Source organism: Pseudomonas khavaziana, assembly GCF_019145205.1.
Classification (GTDB): Bacteria; Pseudomonadota; Gammaproteobacteria; order Pseudomonadales; family Pseudomonadaceae; genus Aquipseudomonas; species Aquipseudomonas khavaziana.
In genome coordinates this window covers 601,015-621,421 of the sequence record NZ_JAHSTT010000002.1, presented here as the reverse complement: position 1 = coordinate 621,421, position 20,407 = coordinate 601,015, and the positions used below count along the sequence as shown (strand labels likewise).

At 59.5% G+C, this 20,407-nt stretch carries 19 protein-coding genes; 12 read left to right on the top strand and 7 right to left on the bottom strand.

Translation table 11 applies throughout. The features are described 5' to 3' along the window. The first annotated feature begins 181 nt into the window (after nucleotides 1-181). On the top strand, nucleotides 182-583 hold the full coding sequence (locus tag KVH01_RS07365; RefSeq protein ID WP_124402144.1) for a lysozyme inhibitor LprI family protein: 402 nt from the start codon (nucleotides 182-184) through the stop codon (nucleotides 581-583). Nucleotides 584-622: 39 nt separating this feature from the next. Here the strand turns inward: KVH01_RS07365 and KVH01_RS07360 are convergent, their stop codons facing one another. Further along, on the bottom strand, nucleotides 623-1,588 hold the full coding sequence (locus tag KVH01_RS07360) for a tyrosinase family protein (protein ID WP_217880913.1): 966 nt from the start codon (nucleotides 1,586-1,588) through the stop codon (nucleotides 623-625). A 188-nt stretch (nucleotides 1,589-1,776) separates the two neighbouring features. Here KVH01_RS07360 and KVH01_RS07355 point away from each other — a divergent pair, with 188 nt between their 5' ends. Next, nucleotides 1,777-2,193, top strand: coding sequence for a DUF3010 family protein (locus tag KVH01_RS07355; RefSeq protein ID WP_217880912.1), 417 nt, complete (start codon nucleotides 1,777-1,779; stop codon nucleotides 2,191-2,193). 6 nt (nucleotides 2,194-2,199) lie between these two features. Here KVH01_RS07355 and KVH01_RS07350 read toward each other — a convergent pair whose 3' ends face one another. The 3 genes from KVH01_RS07350 to KVH01_RS07340 form a co-directional block, all read right to left on the bottom strand. After that, nucleotides 2,200-2,628 (bottom strand): hypothetical protein, encoded by a 429-nt coding sequence (locus KVH01_RS07350; protein ID WP_043046155.1) that lies wholly within the window; start codon nucleotides 2,626-2,628, stop codon nucleotides 2,200-2,202. A 190-nt stretch (nucleotides 2,629-2,818) separates the two neighbouring features. Continuing rightward, complete coding sequence (locus tag KVH01_RS07345; RefSeq protein ID WP_217880911.1) at nucleotides 2,819-3,997, bottom strand: AAA family ATPase; 1,179 nt, start codon at nucleotides 3,995-3,997, stop codon at nucleotides 2,819-2,821. A 68-nt stretch (nucleotides 3,998-4,065) separates the two neighbouring features. Next, nucleotides 4,066-5,010 carry a GlxA family transcriptional regulator gene (locus tag KVH01_RS07340; protein ID WP_217880910.1) on the bottom strand — a complete coding sequence of 315 codons (945 nt, stop codon included), beginning with the start codon at nucleotides 5,008-5,010 and terminating at the stop codon, nucleotides 4,066-4,068. A 193-nt stretch (nucleotides 5,011-5,203) separates the two neighbouring features. Between KVH01_RS07340 and KVH01_RS07335 the strand changes: the two genes are divergently transcribed. From KVH01_RS07335 to KVH01_RS07315, 5 genes are all read left to right on the top strand, one after another. After that, entirely contained in the window at nucleotides 5,204-6,148 is a 945-nt protein-coding gene (locus tag KVH01_RS07335) for a choline ABC transporter substrate-binding protein (protein ID WP_217880909.1), read from the top strand. Between the two features lie 72 nt (nucleotides 6,149-6,220). Beyond that, nucleotides 6,221-7,108 carry a BKACE family enzyme gene (locus KVH01_RS07330; RefSeq protein ID WP_124379727.1) on the top strand — a complete coding sequence of 296 codons (888 nt, stop codon included), beginning with the start codon at nucleotides 6,221-6,223 and terminating at the stop codon, nucleotides 7,106-7,108. Nucleotides 7,109-7,188: 80 nt separating this feature from the next. Beyond that, nucleotides 7,189-8,154 carry an L-carnitine dehydrogenase gene (locus KVH01_RS07325; RefSeq protein WP_217880908.1) on the top strand — a complete coding sequence of 322 codons (966 nt, stop codon included), beginning with the start codon at nucleotides 7,189-7,191 and terminating at the stop codon, nucleotides 8,152-8,154. Nucleotides 8,155-8,166: 12 nt separating this feature from the next. Next, nucleotides 8,167-8,643 (top strand): thioesterase family protein, encoded by a 477-nt coding sequence (locus KVH01_RS07320; protein WP_217880907.1) that lies wholly within the window; start codon nucleotides 8,167-8,169, stop codon nucleotides 8,641-8,643. Nucleotides 8,644-8,896: 253 nt separating this feature from the next. Beyond that, entirely contained in the window at nucleotides 8,897-9,160 is a 264-nt protein-coding gene (locus KVH01_RS07315) for a hypothetical protein (protein WP_046069865.1), read from the top strand. 88 nt (nucleotides 9,161-9,248) lie between these two features. On the opposite strand, the gene gbdR is transcribed toward KVH01_RS07315, so the two are convergent. Together gbdR and KVH01_RS07305 are read right to left on the bottom strand one after the other, a co-directional pair. Further along, nucleotides 9,249-10,352 (bottom strand): choline metabolism transcriptional regulator GbdR, encoded by a 1,104-nt coding sequence (gene gbdR / locus KVH01_RS07310; RefSeq protein WP_043046168.1) that lies wholly within the window; start codon nucleotides 10,350-10,352, stop codon nucleotides 9,249-9,251. 505 nt (nucleotides 10,353-10,857) lie between these two features. Then, nucleotides 10,858-12,234 (bottom strand): L-serine ammonia-lyase, encoded by a 1,377-nt coding sequence (locus tag KVH01_RS07305; RefSeq protein ID WP_043046169.1) that lies wholly within the window; start codon nucleotides 12,232-12,234, stop codon nucleotides 10,858-10,860. A 413-nt stretch (nucleotides 12,235-12,647) separates the two neighbouring features. Between KVH01_RS07305 and KVH01_RS07300 the strand changes: the two genes are divergently transcribed. The 3 genes from KVH01_RS07300 (at nucleotide 12,648) to choV (ending at nucleotide 15,684) form a co-directional block, all read left to right on the top strand. After that, the gene (locus KVH01_RS07300; protein WP_217880906.1) at nucleotides 12,648-13,595 is read left to right on the top strand and encodes a choline ABC transporter substrate-binding protein; all 948 of its coding nucleotides are present in this window, start codon (nucleotides 12,648-12,650) and stop codon (nucleotides 13,593-13,595) included. 68 nt (nucleotides 13,596-13,663) lie between these two features. Continuing rightward, nucleotides 13,664-14,509 (top strand): choline ABC transporter permease subunit, encoded by an 846-nt coding sequence (choW, locus tag KVH01_RS07295; protein ID WP_043046173.1) that lies wholly within the window; start codon nucleotides 13,664-13,666, stop codon nucleotides 14,507-14,509. Then, a complete protein-coding gene (gene choV / locus KVH01_RS07290; protein WP_043046175.1) occupies nucleotides 14,506-15,684 on the top strand; it encodes a choline ABC transporter ATP-binding protein in 1,179 nt (392 codons plus the stop codon). The genes choW and choV overlap by 4 nt, the downstream gene beginning before the upstream one ends. Before the next feature lie 186 nt (nucleotides 15,685-15,870). Here the strand turns inward: choV and KVH01_RS07285 are convergent, their stop codons facing one another. Then, a complete protein-coding gene (locus KVH01_RS07285) occupies nucleotides 15,871-17,805 on the bottom strand; it encodes a BCCT family transporter (protein ID WP_235387791.1) in 1,935 nt (644 codons plus the stop codon). Nucleotides 17,806-18,193: 388 nt separating this feature from the next. On the opposite strand from KVH01_RS07285, the gene betI reads away from it, so the two are divergent. Next, entirely contained in the window at nucleotides 18,194-18,787 is a 594-nt protein-coding gene (gene betI / locus KVH01_RS07280; protein WP_043046178.1) for a transcriptional regulator BetI, read from the top strand. 110 nt (nucleotides 18,788-18,897) lie between these two features. Further along, the gene (betB, locus tag KVH01_RS07275; protein WP_043046181.1) at nucleotides 18,898-20,370 is read left to right on the top strand and encodes a betaine-aldehyde dehydrogenase; all 1,473 of its coding nucleotides are present in this window, start codon (nucleotides 18,898-18,900) and stop codon (nucleotides 20,368-20,370) included. Nucleotides 20,371-20,407 lie beyond the last annotated feature (37 nt).

Here is a 20,407-nt window from a genome sequence, read left to right as displayed (position 1 = left end):
TATGCCGGCGCTTTGGGGCCAGCATATGCCCAGGGATCGACGGAGCCGGGTGCAAAAACGACAGGGGAATTGCCGAAAGCGTCAATCCGCGACAAAGGCTATGTAGACATGCCTGCTGGGCGGCTGTTCTTTGTCTTACGCTTGAGCCAGAATTGCGCATCACTTGATATGAGACGGCGCAATGAAATCGATTTTCCTGGCTTTGGCACTCATCGCAACCACCGCCCACGCAGCCGAAGACACCGACAGCACACCGTGCGACGGCATTGAAAACGACAAACAGACCCTGGCCTGCGCCGCCTACAACAAAACCACCGCCGAGCAACTGCTCAAGGATAACTACCAGGGCCTGCTGGAACGCATGGGTTCGATCTATGGCAGCGACAAGACCAAGCTGGCCGACATTACCGCACGTCTGAAGGACGCCCAGCAGAAATGGGAAAAATTGCGTGACGCCGATTGCGCGGTAGATACCTTCCCGGCGGTGAACGGCAGCAAGGACTATGCGATTGCGCAAAATGATTGCCTGGCACGGATGAGTGATGAGCGGTCGGAGTTTTTGGAGTCGATTGGGCAGGAGTAAATGCCCCCCACAGCCATGCCATGGGGGACACCCTTACATTCAAGTCATGAAGGGTGACTTGAAGCGGGGCTTGGGCAATACCAATGGAGGGCTGGGATCGTAGGCGTAATCCAATGCGGTGATATCCATTACATCGCGGATACGATTGGTCCAGGGTTCGAGTACGTCATCGAAATTGTGCCCAGGCGGACCACCCTCCATTGGACAATAATGAGGTGCCAGGGTGGGTTTACCCAGCTTCATCTTCGCCTGCCAATCGGCCCAGATCTTGTCGACGAAGCAGTGATGCAGAAAAAACACCGGATCCTCAGGTGAGGTCATCGCCAGCATGTTGCCACCGATCCACAGGTGAACTCGATTGTGCAACTGCGAACCCGGGGTGGTGACTTGCGGGTCACCCTTCTGGGTAATCCAACCTTCCAGACGGTTTCGAAAACCTCTATTGAACGGGCTGGCGTTGTAATAGGGCTCGTCATAGATTTCTTCGTTCATTGCCTTGTTCAAATCGTCAGGCGTCGGCAACGTAAAGACCCATTGCCCAAACTGCCGTTTCAGACCCGGCTCTGGTAGACCGTCTTGCGGATACCCGGGTACGTCCCAATTATTAAATTTGTGTGCAAAGGGCCCATCTTGCACCCTGAAGTAATCTTTAGGATCACCGTTACCGCCTATCAGCCCCCATACCGGTGAGATCCAGGGCTCTGCCGCGTCCAATGTCCAATCCCAGTAAGGGATCGCTACTTCTTTTTGAGTGACGCGCAGAATGACCGCTTCCAACTGCAGCAACATTTCACGGTGCCAAGGCAAAAAGGCAGGGCCCAAGTGCGCACCGTTACGATAGTCGGGGTCCTGGGGTTCATGAGGATGGACAGTAGGTACCATTACTGCGTGGTGCCAATGGACAAACTTGTCGTATTCTTTCGCGGCTTTGACCGCCAACAACGCATTGAGAAATTCCATCCACTCATGCCCGCTCAATGTGCGAATTTCCTTACGTATCTTCATTGCGCAACTCCTTTGTAGGAAGGCGTGGAGCTACGAGAACTCCTGTCCCGAATCTAGATGCGGGTCCCACTAAGGTCTACTGTCAGATCTGACAGTTCAGGCACTACCTCCGACAAATGGTCGAAACCTCTGCACCTCGCCGAGCCTGTTACCATGCACGACTTCTTCACGCGTTCAAGGCAACGTCCATGACCCTCTGCGGCATCGAAATCAAAGGCAGCGAAGCCATCATCGCCCTCGCAACCCTGGACAACCAGGCGCTGACCCACGTCGCCCTGGCCACCAAGAAAATCGCCCTGGATGACGACGATGAGGCCGCCAACGTCAAAGCCTTCGCCGCCCAGGTAAAGGCCTTCGTGCAGGACAACAGCATCCAGCGCATCGCGATCAAGAAGCGCAGCAAGAAAGGTGAATTCGCCGGCGGCCCGACGACGTTCAAGATTGAAGGGGTGTTTCAATTGCTGGAGGGGGTTGAGGTGACGCTGCTGTCGCCGCAGACCATCAATGCGCAAAACAAGAAGCACACCTTTGACCTGCCGGCGACGCTCAACAAGTATCAGCACGAGGCGTATAAGACCGCGTGCTCATGCCTGATGAAGAAATAACCGCGATCAACTTTTGACGCAGTGCTCCAAGCCGTGCCCGCCGCCTTCGTATTCAGGACCGTAGTAATACTTGACGAAGGACACCTTGCCTTCCGGGGTCGGTGTCACTTGTGCCACGCCCACGCCAAAGTCTTTCAAGGCCGGATCGGTGTGGGCAAAGTAGATGCCCAGCGTATCCGAGGTGCCGGCGGCCATGCCTTCATAGCGGGACTTGTCCTCCAGGGTCAGGGTGAAGGTATAGGCGGCGTACTTGCCAGTGCTTTGCTTGGCATCGAGTTTCATCTCGACAACGCCCTTGAAGTTGCCGATATGTTTATCCTGGCCGTTACATTCATAACGCCCGCTGTAATCGGCGCCAGTAAAAGGCACTGGCGCCTGGGCAGCCCACAGCGGGGTGGAAACGAGGGCCATCACAGCAACGAGTTTTTTCAGCATGCCAACCTCTCAGGGGTTACGTAGTGGCGCTCCTGACGTAGACGCTTGATTTTCAAAGCACTTGGTCAGAAGCAACATGGAGACCCATGGACGTTAGCAGGCTCTTTCTATAGGTCGTAGTTAACGGCAAAAAACAAGAAACTTCCGACAGCTTTTGGGACGTTCTTTACAAGATACGTCTGACGCTGTCTTAGTGTGATGTACGACTTTTATGCCGTAGCCAATCACCGAACGACTTGTCCTCCAAGGCATAGCCCCCCCGGCTCGACTTCCACACCAGCTCCTTGTCGCGCAAGGCATCGATACACGCCTGGATGGTCTGGGTGCCCGGCACCACGTCACTGCCCATATCCTCCAGTTTTTTGCTGACTGCCGTAAGGGTGCTGTCAGTGAATGGCGCAAATGGCTCATTGGCGTGTGAACGCTCCACCATCACTTCCAACACGGCACGTTGCGGGACGGTCAGGGCGTTCCAGGCGCTTTCGAATTCGGTCCACACCCCGGCGCGCAGCAGTTCGGCGCGACTGTGCAACAGTTGGCCCAGGTTGCTCGCCTCCCCCAGTTCCAGTGCCACTTCACCAATGATGGTGCGCAGCATCTCGGGACGACGGCCTACCAACTCAAACGCTTCGTCGATATCCGCTGCTTTGAACTGGTTGGTCTTGGCCAGATGGGCGTTGAGGTGCGCCGTGTAAGCTTGGGTGAACTCTTTGCCCAGCAAGGGGAACGGCGTGATGCTGGAGCCGAAAAACGGTTGGCTTTTACCCAGCACCAAATGCGCGAGCTTGTCGCGATTAGAGCCGGTGAACACCAGGTGCAAGCCACTGCCCTCGCCTTCACGGCCCTGGTTAAGCTGATCCCGCGCGGCCTTGAGCGCAAACATGGAGTTAAGGCCAGCTTCAGTGGTCAGCGCGTGTTGCGCTTCATCGATCACCAGCACCACGGTTTTTTCGGCGGCGCTGTGGAGTAATTCCAGCGCTTGCGTAAGCGTCGCCCCGGCCGGTAGTTGCGGCGTGGTGAAATCCCAGGACACTGTGCGTAGAAAACTGAGTTTTTCGATACCGATATTTTTCGCCAGCTTGCGTACCCCCTTTTCAAAGGGCACCAAGGCACCGGCGATAGCACTGGCGATCAGGTCGGCAGGATCTTTTTCCTTGTCGGCCCACAGGTCGACATACACAACCAACCAGCCATGGGCCTGGCATTGCGGGACGAGATCTTCACGCAGGAACGTACTTTTGCCCGTACGGCGCGGGGCCGCGAGAAACAGGCCAGAAGTGAAATCCTGGATACCGGCCCCCACCAGGCCATCGACAATGCTGCTTGCCAAGGTGGGGCGGCGGAACACAAAGCCGCCGTGCTTGGACATGGTTTTATACTCAATTATGAAAGAAACTATAAATTATAGTTGCGAGTATAATTAACTATAATTGCCCGTCAAACCATCTCCCGTCGCCGATCCTCTCTCGGGCACTTGGCAAACCTGGCTCGATAGCTACGGGTGAAATACGACGGCGACTCAAAGCCGCACGCAATACTCACCTCCAGCACACTCATGCCGCTCTGGCGCAGCAGGTTCCGGGCTTTCTCCAGGCGCAGGCCGAGATAGAAGTTGCTCGGCGTGTCGTTGAGGTGCAGACGAAACAGCCGCTCCAGCTGGCGCCGGGTGACCTTGATCGCCTCGGCCAGGGCCAGGGTGCTCAGGGGCGGTTCAGTGTGTTGCTCCATCTCGCCAATCACCTGCACCAACTTCTTGTTGTTGATGCCATAGCGCGTGGCGATCTGCATGCGCTGGTGGTCTTTGCGTGGGCGGATGCGGCCGAGCACGAATTGCTCCGAGACCTGGATCGCCAGGTCAGGGCCGTGGGCCTGGGCGATCAGGTCGAGCATCAGGTCGATGGACGCGGTGCCGCCGGCGCAGGTGATGCGGCGGCGGTCTATTTCGAACAGTTCCTGGGTCACGCTCAGGTGTGGATAGGACTCTTTGAAGGCGTCGATGGCTTCCCAGTGCAGGGTCAGGCGGTGACCGTCGAGCAGGCCCGCCTCGGCCAGCACGCAGGCCCCAGTATCGATGGCACCGAGGGTCACTGCGTCGTGGTCGAGACGACGCAGCCAGTGTTCCAGGGCCGGCGTGGCGAACTGCAAGGGTTCGAAGCCGGCCACCACCAACAACGTCGCGCCTTTTTTCAGCGGCTCCAGTGCAGCATCAGCGTTGACCGACATGCCATTGCTCGCCAGCACCGCGCCGCCATCGGCGCTCAAGATGTGCCAGCGGTACAGCTCGCCGCGAAAGCGGTTGGCGACTCGCAGCGGTTCCAGCGCGGAGATAAAGCCGATTGCAGAGAAACCCGGCATCAGCAGGAAGTAGAAATCCTGGGACATGGTGGCGCTCTCGTAGGACGGGCAGCGTGGTCACTGTGATACGCCAGTTCAACCGTCCATTCAAGAGCACAGGTCGCTGCAGTGCAAGAGTCGGTCGCCGCCGTGCGTTTTGTTGGCACTCAAGCTGCGTAACTTGATGCCACGGCGCACAAGACGCCGGACCCCACAATAACGACCTGCCGAGGGATCCACCATGAACCGACTGATCAGCCGCTGTGCGCTTGCACTCAGCGCCAGCGCTATTTTGAGTACCCACGTGATGGCAGCGGACGCCGCTTCTTGCCAGAACGTGCGCATGGGCGTGGTGAACTGGACCGACGTCATCGCCACCAGCGCCATGGCTCAAGTGCTGCTCGACGGCCTCGGCTACAAGACCAAGCAAACCAGCGCCTCCCAGCAAATCATCTTCGCCGGCATCCGCGACCAGCGCCTGGACCTGTTCCTCGGCTACTGGAACCCGCTGATGACCCAGACCATCACGCCGTTCGTCAACGCCAAACAAGTCAAGGTCCTCGACAAGCCCAGCCTGGAAGACGCCCGCGCCACCCTGGCGGTGCCCACCTACCTGGCGGACAAGGGGCTGAAAACCTTTGCCGACATCGCCAGGTTCGAGAAAGAGCTGGGCGCCAAGATCTACGGCATCGAGCCAGGCTCAGGCGCCAACACTCAGATCAAGGCGATGATCACCAAGAACCAGTTCGGCCTGGGTAAGTTCCAGTTGGTGGAGTCCAGCGAAGCCGGCATGCTCGCCGCCGTGGACCGTGCCGTGCGGCGCAAGGAGGCCGTGGTGTTCTTCGGCTGGGCGCCGCACCCGATGAACATCAATGTAGCGATGACTTACCTCACCGGCAGTGAAGACGCCCTGGGCCCGAACGAAGGCAAGGCCACTGTCTGGACCGTGACAGCGCCGAGCTATGCCGAGCAGTGCCCCAACGTGCACAGACTGCTGACCAACCTGACGTTCACCGCCGCCGACGAAAGCCGGATGATGCAGCCGTTGCTGGATCACAAGGACGCCCTGGAGTCCGCCAGACAGTGGCTCAAGGACCACCCGCAGGACCAGGCGCGCTGGCTGGAAGGGGTGACCACCTTTGACGGCAAACCGGCTGCGACCCAACTGCAATTGACCAACCAATAACCCACTGTTCATCACCGCTTCGCAGCCCATAACGGCTGCGAACGGCACCACTACGCCCGTAAGGAACCGCCCATGAACCACGACGTCATCATCACCTGCGCACTCACCGGTGCTGGCGACACGACCGCCAGGAGCCCCCACGTGCCGGTCACGCCCAAACAGATCGCCGCCGCCGCCGTAGAAGCCGCCAAGGCCGGCGCCACTGTGGTGCATTGCCATGTACGCGACCCGCAAACCGGCAAGTTCAGCCGCGACGTGGCGCTGTACCGCGAAGTGATGGAGCGCATCCGTGAGGCCGACATCGACATCATCGTCAACCTCACCGCCGGCATGGGTGGCGACCTGGAGATCGGCGGCGGCGAAAATCCGATGGCGTTCGGCCCCAACACCGACCTGGTCGGCCCGCTGACCCGTCTGGCCCACGTCGAGGAGCTGTTGCCGGAGATCTGCACCCTGGACTGCGGCACCCTCAATTTCGGCGATGGCGACACCATTTACGTGTCCACTCCGGCGCAACTGCGGGCCGGTGCCAAGCGTATCCAGGCGCTGGGCGTAAAGGCCGAGCTGGAAATCTTCGACACCGGCCATCTGTGGTTTGCCAAGCAGATGATCAAGGAAGGCCTGCTCGATAACCCGCTGTTCCAACTCTGCCTGGGCATCCCCTGGGGCGCACCGGCCGACACCACCACCATGAAAGCCATGGTCGACAACCTGCCCGCCGACGCGGTGTGGGCCGGCTTCGGGATTGGCCGCATGCAGATGCCGATGGCGGCGCAAGCGGTGCTGCTGGGTGGCAACGTACGGGTCGGCCTGGAAGACAACCTCTGGCTGGACAAAGGCGTGCTCGCCACCAATGGCCAACTGGTGGAACGCGCCAGCGAAATCCTCAGCAGACTGGGTGCGCGAGTCATGACCCCGGCCGAGGGCCGAATCAAGATGGGCCTGACCAAACGCGGTTAAAAAATGTGGGAGGGGGCTTGCCCCCTCCCACATTGAGCTGATTCCAAAAAAGAACTTTGAATACTTCAGGAAATTCACCAATGAGCTTTATCACTGAAATCAAAACCTTCGCAGCCCTGGGCAGCGGTGTAATCGGCAGCGGCTGGGTATCCCGCGCCCTGGCCCACGGCCTGGACGTAGTGGCCTGGGACCCGGCGCCCGGAGCCGAGGTTGCCTTGCGCAAACGCGTCGCGAACGCCTGGGGTGCCCTTGAGCAACAAGGATTGGCGCCTGGTGCATCTCAAGGCCGCCTGCGCTTTGTGAGCACCATCGAAGAATGCGTCAAAGACGCCGATTTCATCCAGGAAAGCGCCCCGGAACGCCTGGAGCTGAAACTGGATCTACATAGCCGGATCAGCGCGGCGGCCAAGCCCAATGCACTGATCGGTTCGAGCACGTCCGGGCTGTTGCCGAGTGAGTTTTACGAAGGTTCCACACACCCGGAACGCTGCGTGGTCGGCCACCCGTTCAACCCGGTCTACCTGCTGCCACTGGTGGAAGTGGTCGGCGGCAAAAACACCGCCCCCGAAGCGATCCAGGCCGCGATCAAGGTGTATGAAGCCCTCGGCATGCGCCCGTTGCATGTGCGCAAGGAAGTGCCTGGGTTTATTGCTGACCGTTTGCTCGAAGCGCTATGGCGCGAGGCGTTGCACCTGGTCAATGACGGCGTGGCGACCACCGGTGAAATCGATGACGCGATTCGCTTTGGTGCCGGCTTGCGCTGGTCGTTCATGGGCACCTTCCTCACCTACACCCTGGCGGGCGGTGATGCCGGCATGCGCCACTTCATGGCGCAGTTCGGGCCGGCGTTGCAGTTGCCGTGGACTTATCTACCAGCGCCTGAACTGACCGACAAATTGATTGATGATGTGGTCGATGGCACCCGTGACCAATTGGGCAGCCACAGCATTTCGGCGCTGGAGCGCTACCGTGATGACTGCCTGCTGGCGGTGCTGGAAGCCGTAAAAACAACCAAGGCCAAGCACGGCATGAGTTTCGCCGAATAACAGGACCCTAAAATGCCCGCATTGACCACCTATACCACCCAGGTCCTTCCAGCGTGGGTGGACTACAACGGCCACCTGCGCGACGCGTTCTACCTGCTGATCTTCAGCTACGCCACCGATGCGCTGATGGACGCCCTGGGCCTGGACAGCGACAACCGTGAAGCCAGCGGCCACTCGCTGTTCACCCTGGAGCTGCACCTGAACTACCTGCACGAAGTGAAGCTCGACGCCGAGGTGGAGGTGCGCACCCAACTGATCGCCCATGACGCCAAACGCCTGCACCTCTACCACAGCCTGTATAGGGTGGGCGAAGACCGCGAGCTGGCGGGCAACGAACAGATGTTGCTGCACGTTGACCTCGCCGGCCCACACGCGGCGCCGTTCACTGCGACCACGCTGGAAAAACTCACGGCCATCAGCGCTGCACAGGCCGAGCTGCCAAAACCTGCCCTGCTTGGCCGCGTCATCGGTTTGCCGGTCAGGAACTGAGCCAAAAAAAGCCCCGGTCCAGCCGTGACTGGATCGGGGCAGAGTGCCTTGTGTGAGCCGTGCATCCCGAGGGTGACCAAACCATCAAGCTGCGTGCCTGGGATTGAGTGTGCCGAATCCTTCTAAAGGTGAGTGACCCGAAAACGACCTGTTCATAGCCATCCGAGCCATTCGTTGATTCTGCCCTTGCCGACCGGCCGGGGGCCTACCAGAATCCAAGTCAGTTCCCGCTCCCTACACCAGGATGAACGTCATGATGCACGCGGATTTGATTGACCAGGATGACCTGCTGAGCCAACTACGCTCGCTGGGTTTTGAAGTGTCCAGCGGTACCACCGCCGAGCAGGCTTGCGAGTGTGCGGTGCGCGGTTTGAGCGAGGCGCGGGCCAAAGCGCTCAAGGGTATGGTTGAAAAGATGTACAGCGGCAGTGCGACGATTTTGCCGGCGGTAAGGCAGGCGATCGACAAGCAGTTGTTGCCGGCTTTGATGCAGTTCAAACAGAACTCAGGCGTCTGACAGATCGCTATCGGGGGCAAGCCCCCTCCCACCTTTGGAATGCATTCCCCTGTGGGAGGGGGCTTGCCCCCGATGCAGGCGACCCGGTTTAAAGCCTTACACTGGCAAACGTCGATTCATTCCTGGCCTGGCTCAACGCCGACATCGGCCCCGACAACGGTGACAGCACCAACGCCTGGGGAATCGGCATCATCGCCACCTGCTGGGTGGTATTGGAGCCGACGCGCTCATCGCGCGGCGGTATGCCGAAGTATTCGCGGTAGCACTTGGAGAAGTGCGGCGTGGAGACAAACCCGCACACCGACGCCACTTCGATGATCGACATCGGCGTTTGCTTGAGCAATTGCCGCGCGCGGATCAGGCGCAGCTTGAGGTAGTAGCGCGATGGCGAGCAATGCAGGTATTTCTGGAACAGCCGCTCCAACTGCCGACGCGACACGGCGACATACACCGCCAGTTCATCCAGGTCGATCGGCTCTTCCAGATTGGCTTCCATCAGCGCGACGATTTCCTGCAGCTTCGGCTGGTTGGTGCCGAGCATGTGCTTGAGTGGCACGCGTTGGTGATCCTGTTCGTTGCGGATGCGCTCGTACACAAACATCTCGGAGATCGCCGCCGACAATTCACGGCCGTGGTCGCGGCTGATCAGGTGCAGCATCATGTCCAGCGGCGCGGTGCCACCGGAGCTGGTGAAGCGGTTGCGGTCGAGAGTGAACAGGCGTGTGCTCATGGATACCCGCGGGAAGGCTTCCTGCATCGACGCCAGGCATTCCCAGTGCACACTGCAATCAAAACCGTCGAGCAACCCCGCGCAAGCCAGGGCCCAGCTGCCGGTACACACCGCGCCGAGACGTCGGGACTGGCGCGCCTGGCTTTGCAGCCACGACACATGTTCACGGGTGACGGTGCGTTGGATACCCACGCCGCCGCACACGATGACAATGTCCAGGGCCGGCGCTTTATGCATGGAGGCATCGGGGGTGATCTGCAGGCCATCGCTGGCCCATACCTGGTTGCCGTCGACGCTCAGGGTCGTCCAGCGGTACAGCTCGCGGCCGGACAACTGGTTGGCCATGCGCAGCGGTTCCACTGCCGAAGCCAGGGAAATCAGCGTGAAATTGTCCAGCAGCAAAAAGCCAATGGATTGAGGCGCACGGTTCTGGGGTTGGGCCCCGGAGTTGAACGACGTCATCGCGGTATCTCCTCACACAAAGCGGGTGTTGGCCTCAGGCGAGGCTCTTGTTATGGCGGTCGTCCTCAGGAAGGCGACGCTTTGAATTGATAGAGCAAATGCCATGCCTAAATTGGATGGCTATTCAATAACTCCTGAAAACGACCTGTTGACGCGTCTATATAAGCCCGCGCCTGGGCAGCCCGACAGGTCGGATTGCGAGTGATGTTCAAGGGGTGTGAGCAGATCGGTAGCACTTGTGGGAAGGCGCTTTGCGAGCGTAGGAAAAGTCTGTCACCCAAAGCACATTGCGCGGGTGATCGTGTAGGAATAGTTCGGAAGCTACTTATCTATTTGCGACGCGCTAAAAGGTGGCGTTTTTGGTTGGAATGTTCACTTTATGAGCAGTGTTGACCGGACCACCGCTACCGGGAGCAAGCCCCCTCCCACACTTGACCGAGTTCCAACATGAGAATGTGGTCAAAAATGTGGGAGGGGGCTTGCTCCCGATGCAGGCGACTCGGTCTCAGCACTCAACAGCACTCACCGCCAACCCACCCCGCGAGGTCTCTTTGTACTTGTCATGCATATCCGCGCCGGTATCGCGCATGGTGCGGATCACCCGGTCCAGGGAAATAAAGTGCTGGCCATCGCCACGCAGGGCCATTTGCGCCGCGTTGATCGCCTTGACCGCCGCAATCGCATTACGCTCGATGCACGGTACCTGCACCAGCCCGCCCACCGGGTCGCAGGTCAGGCCGAGGTTGTGTTCCAGGCCGATTTCAGCGGCGTTGCACACCTGCTCAGGTGTGGCGCCGAGAATCTCGGCCAAGCCGGCCGCAGCCATGGCACAGGCGGAACCGACCTCGCCCTGACAGCCGACTTCAGCACCGGAGATCGAGGCGTTCTTCTTGCATAGAATGCCCACCGCCGCCGCGCCGAGCATATAGTCGACCACGTTGGCTTCGGTGACTTCCTCACTGAATTTCATGAAGTAGTGCAGCACCGCCGGAATGATCCCCGCCGCGCCATTAGTCGGTGCCGTGACCATGCGCCCGCCGGCAGCGTTCTCTTCGTTGACCGCCAGGGCGAACAGGTTCACCCATTCCATGGCGCTCAGGGTCGAGCCGATCACATTGGGTTTGCCCAGTTCCTGCAAGCTGCGGTGCAACTTGGCCGCGCGGCGGCGCACGTTCAAGCCGCCGGGGAGGATGCCTTCGTGCTTGAGGCCCTGCTCCACGCAATCCTGCATGGCGCGCCAGAGCTTCATCAGGCCACTGCGGATTTCCTCTTCGGAACGCCAGGTTTTTTCATTCGCCAGCATCAGCTCGGCGACGCGCAGGTTATGGGTCTTGCACAGCTGCAACAGCTCCACTGCGCTGGAGAAATCGTAGGGCAGTTCAGTGCGATCCATGTCCGCCACCCCGCTCTGGGCCTGGGCCTCATCCACCACAAACCCACCGCCGACCGAATAGTAGGTATCACGGTGCAGTTCGCCGTCATCGCCCCATACCACCAGGGTCATGGCATTGGGATGGAATGGCAGGTTTTCGTCGAGCAGGCGCATGTCCCGCGCCCATACAAAAGGCACCGGCAGGCGGCCGTCGAGCAGTAGAGTGTCGGTTTCGCGCAAAGTGTGGATGCGCACGCCGATCTGCGATGGGTCGATCGCATCGGGCCACTCGCCCATCAGGCCCATGATGGTGGCGGTGTCGCTGCCATGGCCGATGCCGGTGGCCGACAGCGAGCCGTAGAGCTGAACCTCGACACGCCGCACCTGTTCCAGCAAGTCACGTTCACGCAATGCCTGGACGAACAGCGCCGCGGCGCGCATGGGGCCGACGGTATGAGAACTCGATGGCCCGATGCCGATCTTGAACAGGTCGAAAACGCTGATAGCCATTAACGTATAACTCCTCGATAAGCACGGGCCGGGCTTGAACGAGGTGCTACGCTCAGATCGCCCAGATGGCGGCATCATCAAGCTTTTATTGCCGCTCACGGCGTCTCACACCGACGCATCCATGCTCACCAGCGTCGCTCGCGTGTGATCGCCTGTTTTGGCCGTTTTTTGCGGTGCAGAGGGATGAAAACAGCAGTTTTACCTTCGGAAAAACCTGTAAACGACGTCATCGGTACTGGATGCGACCCTCCCTGTACTGGATACGACGCCCCCTGTAGGCGTCAGATTTTCACTGGTACATGATCAGTTACGACTCGTTTGCAAGGCACCGTGCCAGAGCTGTTGTCGCACGCTCCAACCGCAACACTTATAAAGTGCGGCCTACGCCGCCAGAAAAAACACAGGAGAGCCCTATGAAAGCTTCACCCTCGTTGTTGTTGGCCGCCATGTTGAGTCTGCCAGCCCTGGCACACGCTGCAGAACCGGAACAGTGCAAGACCGTCAACTTCTCCGATGTCGGCTGGACCGACATCACCGTCACTACCGCGACCACCAGCGAAATCCTCAAGGGCCTGGGCTACAAGCCGCGCACCACGATGATTTCGGTACCGGTGACCTACAAGTCCCTGGCTGACGGCAAGAACATGGACATTTTCCTCGGCAACTGGATGCCGACCATGGAAAACGACATCAAGCAGTACCGTGATGCCGGCACCGTGGAAACCGTACGCGCCAATCTGGAGAACGCCAAGTACACCCTGGCGGTGCCCGAGGCGCTGTACGACAAAGGCCTGAAAGACTTCGCCGATATTGTCAAATTCAAGAACGAGCTGGGCGGCAAGATCTATGGCATCGAGCCGGGTAACGACGGCAACCGCACAATCCAGACCCTGATCGACAAAGACGCCTTCGGTCTCAAGACCGCAGGGTTCAAAGTGGTCGAGTCCAGCGAAGCCGGCATGCTTTCCCAGGTCGAACGCGCCTCCAAGCGCAACCAGGCCATCGTGTTCCTCGGCTGGGAACCGCACCCGATGAACACGCGCTTCAAGATGAAGTACCTGACCGGAGGGGACGACTCGTTCGGCCCCAACTACGGCCAGGCCACCATCTACACCAATACGCGCAAGGGCTACACCCAGGAATGCAGCAACGTCGGCCAGTTGCTGAAAAACCTGGTGTTCACGCTGGACATGGAAAGCACCCTGATGGGTAACGTCCTGGACGACAAGATGAAGGCAGACGCCGCCGCCAAGGCCTGGCTGCAGAAGAACCCGCAAGTGCTCGACACCTGGCTCGCCGGTGTCACCACCGTTGATGGCAAACCAGGGCTCGACGCCGTTAAAGCTTACCTCGCCAAATAGCACCCGCTGACCCCGGGCCGGTGCGCTGGTCCGGGATGTTTTCCCTTCGCATGTGGACATTCACTACCATGCTGACTGAACAGAAAATCCCACTAGGCCAGTACATCGCTGCCTTCGTCGATTGGTTGACCCAAAACGGTGCCAACTACTTCGACGCAATCGCATCGACACTGGAAACGATGATCCACGGCGTGACGTTTGCGCTGACCTGGTTCAATCCACTGGCATTGATCGGTCTGATTGCGCTGCTGGCTCACTTTATCCAACGTAAATGGGGCCTGACGGTCTTTGTCATCGCCTCCTTCCTGCTGATCCTGAACCTGGGGTACTGGCAGGAAACCATGGAAACCCTGGCACAGGTGCTGTTCGCCACCCTGGTCTGCGTGGTCATCGGCGTACCGCTGGGCATTGTTGCCGCGCACAAGCCGATGTTCTACACCATGATGCGGCCGGTACTCGATCTGATGCAAACCGTACCGACCTTCGTCTACCTCATCCCTACCCTGACCCTCTTCGGGCTGGGTGTGGTGCCTGGGCTGATTTCCACGGTGGTGTTCGCGATCGCCGCGCCGATCCGCCTGACCTACCTGGGTATCCGCGATGTGCCGCAAGAGCTGATGGACGCCGGCAAGGCCTTCGGCTGCTCGCGCCGCCAGTTGCTCTCGCGCATTGAACTGCCCCACGCCATGCCGAGCATCGCCGCCGGTATTACCCAATGCATCATGCTGTCGTTGTCGATGGTGGTGATTGCCGCACTGGTGGGTGCCGACGGCCTCGGCAAGCCGGTGGTCAACGCACTCAACACGGCCGATATCGCCTTGGGCTTTGAGGCAGGCCTGGCCATCGTGCTGCTCGCCATCATGCTCGACCGTATCTGCAAACAACCCGACGCTAAAGTAGGGGGTGATGCATGAGCATTATCCGATTCGACAAAGTCGACGTGATCTTCTCCAAAGACCCGCGCGAGGCGCTCAAGCTGCTGGACCAGGGCATGAGCCGTAACGAAATCCTGAAAAAGACCGGGCAGATCGTCGGCGTCGAAAACGCCAGCCTGGATATCGAGAAAGGCGAGATCTGTGTGCTGATGGGCCTGTCGGGCTCCGGCAAGTCGAGCCTGTTGCGCTGCATCAACGGCCTCAACACCGTGAGCCGTGGCCAACTGTTTGTGGAGCATGAAGGGCGCCAGATAGACATCGCCTCTTGCACCCCCGCCGAGCTGAAAATGATGCGCACCAAGCGCATCGCCATGGTCTTCCAGAAGTTTGCCCTGATGCCCTGGCTGACGGTACGCGAGAACATCAGCTTCGGCCTGGAAATGCAGGGTCGCCCGGAAAAAGAACGGCGCACCCTGGTGGATGAAAAGCTCGAACTGGTGGGCTTGAGCCAATGGCGCAACAAGAAGCCCGATGAGCTGTCCGGCGGCATGCAGCAGCGTGTCGGCCTGGCCCGCGCGTTGGCGATGGACGCCGATATCCTGCTGATGGACGAACCCTTCTCGGCCCTCGACCCACTGATTCGCCAGGGCCTGCAAGATGAACTGCTGGAACTGCAACGCAAGCTGAGCAAGACCATTGTGTTCGTCAGCCACGATCTCGATGAGGCGCTCAAGCTCGGCAGCCGAATCGCGATCATGAAAGACGGCAAGATCATCCAGTACAGCGTGCCGGAAGAAATCGTGCTGAACCCGGCGGACGACTATGTGCGCACCTTCGTCGCCCACACCAACCCGCTGAACGTACTGTGCGGGCGCAGCCTGATGCGCACGCTGGATAACTGCACGCGGGTCAATGGTTCGGTGTGCCTGGATCCGGGCGGCGACTCATGGCTGGACCTGGCTGAAGGCAACACCATCCAGGGCGCACGCCAGAACGGCGTGGTGATGAATTTGCAGAACTGGGCACCAGGGCAAGCGGTGGAGGATTTGGGTCGGGTCCCAACCCTGGTGGACTCCAATATCGGCATGCGCGATGCGTTGCAGATCCGGTATCAAACGGGGAACAAGCTAGTGCTGCATGACAACAACAAGGTGGTGGGGATCCTGGGCGACAGTGAGCTTTACCATGCCCTGCTAGGCAAGAATCTGGGCTGACAGACACTCAAAAACCAACTGTAGCAACTGGGTCAATGTGGGAGGGGGCTTGCTCCCGATGCAGTGTGTCAGTCAGTACATCTGCTACTGAGACACCGCTATCGGGAGCAAGCCCCCTCCCACATTTAATCTCTATTTCAACACAGAGCAGGTGGTGTCAGTGAGGACACCACCAGGCTTCGACTATCAGCTATAGACACGGCCAAGGAGCTGCCGATGGCTTTCGAACTGATCGAGCACATCCCGGGTAATTTGCTCCTGGGTGAAGCCCATCAGGTCATATTCCTGCGGCCCGTTATGCAGGTACACCTCGGCACGGTAGTAGCGGGTGCGTTCTTCTTCGGGCAAGTCGTTGGGCGCCGACGAGTAAGCATCCAGGCTCACTTCATAGACAAACGGGTTGCCCTCTTGCATCTCGATGCGTACGCCGATACAGCGCTTGGATTTGCCCAACAGCGTCTGCACTTCCAACCCTTGATCACGCAGCGCAAGCGCCGCTTCTTCAAGCGCTGGCGTTACGTGCTTGTCCATAAAACGTTGCACGGTGGCCTGGCTCGGTTGCAGGTCCAGGGCTGTCAGACGCTCGCTGAAACCACGACGCCCGCGCTCAGCCAATTGCGCCTGCTCCTGTTCGATGGCCACATCCTGGCGCATGGCCTTGTGCAAGCCGAACATAAACAGGATCAGCACCACCGAAAACGGCAGCCCCGCCAGCACGACCATGGTTTGCATGGCTTCGAAGTTACCGGCAAACAGCAGGCCGATGGTCACCAGGGTGATCACCACCGACCAGAAGATTCGCAACCAGTGCGGCGCATCTTCATCCACATTGCCGCCTTTGCAGGACAGGTTAGCCATCATCACCGCGCCGGAGTCCGCCGGGGTCAGGAACAGCACGAAGCCCACGAAAATCGACACGCCGATGACGACTTTCGACGCCGGGTAATGCTCAAGCAGTTGGTAGATGGCCATGGAGGGCTGTTCCAGCGCCGTCTTGCCCAACTCCACGGCACCATGGTTCAACACCAGATCCAGGGCCGAGTTACCGAAGATCGACAACCACGCCAAGGTGAAGCCCAGCGGGATCAGCAACACGCCGGCCACCAGCTCACGCACGGTACGACCCCGGGAAATACGTGCGATGAACATGCCCACGAATGGCGCCCAGGAAATCCACCAGGCCCAGTAGAACAGGGTCCACAGGCCCATCCAGCGTTCGGTCTTGGCACCGTCGCCTTCATACACATAGAGGTCGAAGGTTTTCAGGATGATGCCGTTGAGGTAATCACCGGTGTTCTGCACCAGGCCGTTGAGCAGGTGCAGGGTCGGGCCGAACAGCAGCACAAAGATCAGCAAGCCGCTGAACAGCACGATATTCAGGTTGGACAGACGGCGAATGCCGTTTTCCACACCCGACACAGCGGCGATGGTCGCCACGGTGCTCATTACGATGATCACGATCAACAGGTTGGTGTTGCTGTGCTCCATGCCGAACAGGTTTTCCAGCCCCGACGACACCTGCATCGAGCCGATCCCCAGGTTGGTCACCAGGCCCAGCAGGGTCACGAACATGCCGAAACCGTCTACCGCGTGGCCCGCCGCGCCCTTGACCCAACGCTCGCCCATCAGTGGGTACAGCGCCGAACGCAAGGCCAGCGGCTGATTGTGACGGTAGGCAAAGTACGCAACAGCCAGGCCGACCAGTGCATAGATCGCCCAGCCGTGCAGGCCCCAGTGCAGGAAGGTCAGTTGCAGCGCCTGGCGGGCCGCACCATTACTGGCCGCAGCGCCCTCGGGCGGGTTGAAGTAATGGTCCAACGGCTCGGACGCACCGAAATACAACAGCGAAATACCGATGCCCGACGAGAACAACATGCCGGCCCAGGCGCCGTAACTGAAGTCCGGGGTGTCGTCTTTACTACCCAGTTTCAATTTTCCGTAGGACGAAAACGCCAGGCCGACCACAAACACCAGGTAGGCGGCGATGACCACCATGTAGTACCAGCCAAAGCTTTTGGAAAGCCAGGCCTGGGCGACGCCGAGCATGCGCCCGGCCTCCTGCGGGGCGATGATCAGGATGGCGGTCAACAACAGAATCAGCGCGGTGGAGGTGTAGAACACCCAACCGTTGACCCGGACCTTTTCCGGCGGGGTCTTTATAAGAGAGGCAGAACTCATGGCGCAGATGCTCCAGGCAGTGCGAGAGAGAAACACAAGGCAGCGGTTATCCCGGGACATCGATTTTTCGGCAGTCGACGGACGGGTGTTATAAAGACACCCCGAAATTCTTGAGCCCGCCGAAGCGGTGATCAGGCTCTGGTATGGCCTGTTTCAAGGGTTTTGCAGGTGTCAGCGGTTGCGGCCAGCAGGTAGGAAACATCTGTAGGTAGCGACCATTTGTCGCAGATCTTATTCTTTGTTGATTGAACGTTCAATCAAAACAAAATAGACTGGCCCTCAAGCCGACGGACGTTCTTCGCCCATCGGCAGGCCTAAGGAGAGGTGCTACATGCCCAAGGTCGGTATGCAACCCATACGCCGCCAGCAATTGATCGAAGCCACCTTGACGGCCATCGATCAGGTCGGGATGGGAGATGCCAGCATTGCGCTGATTGCGCGTCTGGCCGGCGTCTCGAACGGCATCATCAGTCACTACTTTCAGGACAAGAACGGCCTGATCGCAGCGACCATGCGCTACCTGATGAATGCGCTGATCGAGAACGTCCAGGAACGCAGGCGCGCCTTGAAGGATGACAGCCCACGGGCACACCTTCAGGTGATCATCGAAGGCAACTTCGACGCCAGCCAGGTCAACGGCCCGGCAATGAAAACCTGGCTGGCCTTCTGGGCCACCAGCATGCATCACCCGTCATTGCACAGGTTGCAGCGGATCAACGATCACCGCCTGTATTCCAACCTGTGCTGCCAGTTCCGCCGTGCGATGCCGTTGTCCGAGGCTCGCAGCGCAGCCCGCGGCCTGGCGGCGTTGATCGACGGTTTGTGGTTGCGCGGCGCCCTGTCGGGAGACGCTTTCGACACGGAGCAGGCGCAACGGATCGCTTACGAATACATGGATTTCCAATTGGCCAAGCAGGTGAGTTAGAGCACTTATAAACGCTCAACCCCTGAACGTCCGCCGCTCAGTGTTGCCACAACCCCATGGCCCACTGATCGGCGGGTAACGCCAACCACTTATGCACTTGCGAGGACTTTATGGCCCGTTTCGACCTGCAAAAACTCTACATTGACGGCGGCTACAGCGACGCTGGCAGCGATGCCACCTTCGAAGCCATCAACCCGGCTAACGGTGAAGTTCTCGCCCAAGTGCAACGCGCCACGAAAGAAGACGTCGAGCGTGCCGTGGTCAGCGCTGAAAAAGGCCAGAAGGTCTGGGCTGCCATGACCGCCATGGAGCGTTCGCGCATCCTGCGTCGTGCTGTCGACATCCTGCGCGAGCGCAACGATGAACTGGCCGCCCTGGAAACCCTGGACACCGGTAAAGCCTTCTCCGAAACCAAGTACGTCGACATCGTCACCGGCGCCGACGTGCTGGAATACTACGCCGGCCTGGTGCCTGCCATCGAAGGCGAGCAGATCCCGCTGCGTGACACCTCGTTCGTCTACACCCGCCGCGAGCCGCTGGGCGTAGTGGCCGGTATCGGCGCATGGAACTACCCGATCCAGATCGCCCTGTGGAAGTCCGCCCCGGCCCTGGCGGCCGGTAACGCGATGATCTTCAAGCCAAGCGAAGTCACTTCGCTGACCACCCTGAAACTGGCCGAGATCTACACCGAAGCCGGCGTTCCAGCGGGCGTGTTCAACGTCTTGACCGGCAGCGGTCGTGAAGTCGGCACCTGGCTGACCGAGCACCCGCGCATCGAGAAAGTCTCGTTCACCGGCGGCACCGACACCGGCAAGAAAGTCATGGCCAGCGCTTCGAGCTCATCGCTCAAGGAAGTGACCATGGAACTGGGCGGCAAGTCGCCGCTGATCGTGTTCGAAGATGCCGACCTGGATCGCGCCGCCGACATCGCGATGATGGCCAACTTCTACAGCTCCGGCCAGGTCTGCACCAACGGCACCCGTGTATTCGTGCCCAAGCACCTGCAGGCTGCGTTTGAAGCCAAGATCCTTGAACGCGTTGCGCGCATCCGTGTGGGTGACCCGCAGGACGACAACACCAACTTCGGCCCGCTGGTCAGCTTCGCCCACATGGAAAGCGTGCTGGGCTATATCGCCAAAGGTAAGGAAGAAGGCGCCCGCCTGCTGTGCGGCGGCGACCGCTTGACCGACGGCGATTTCGCCAAGGGTGCCTTCGTGGCCCCGACCGTGTTCACCGATTGCACCGACGAGATGACCATCGTCCGTGAAGAAATCTTCGGCCCGGTGATGAGCATCCTCACCTATGAAACTGAAGAAGAAGTGATCCGCCGCGCCAACGACACCGACTTCGGCCTGGCTGCTGGCCTGGTAACCAAGGACCTGAACCGCGCCCACCGCGTGATTCATCAGTTGGAAGCGGGTATCTGCTGGATCAACGCCTGGGGCGAGTCCGACGCCAAGATGCCGGTCGGTGGCTACAAGCAATCCGGTGTGGGCCGTGAGAACGGCATCAGCTCGCTGAACAACTTCACCCGCATCAAATCGGTACAGGTTGAGCTGGGCGATTACGCCTCGGTGTTCTAAGAGCCGAGCCTTGTATTGCCTGTAAGGCCGCCATCGG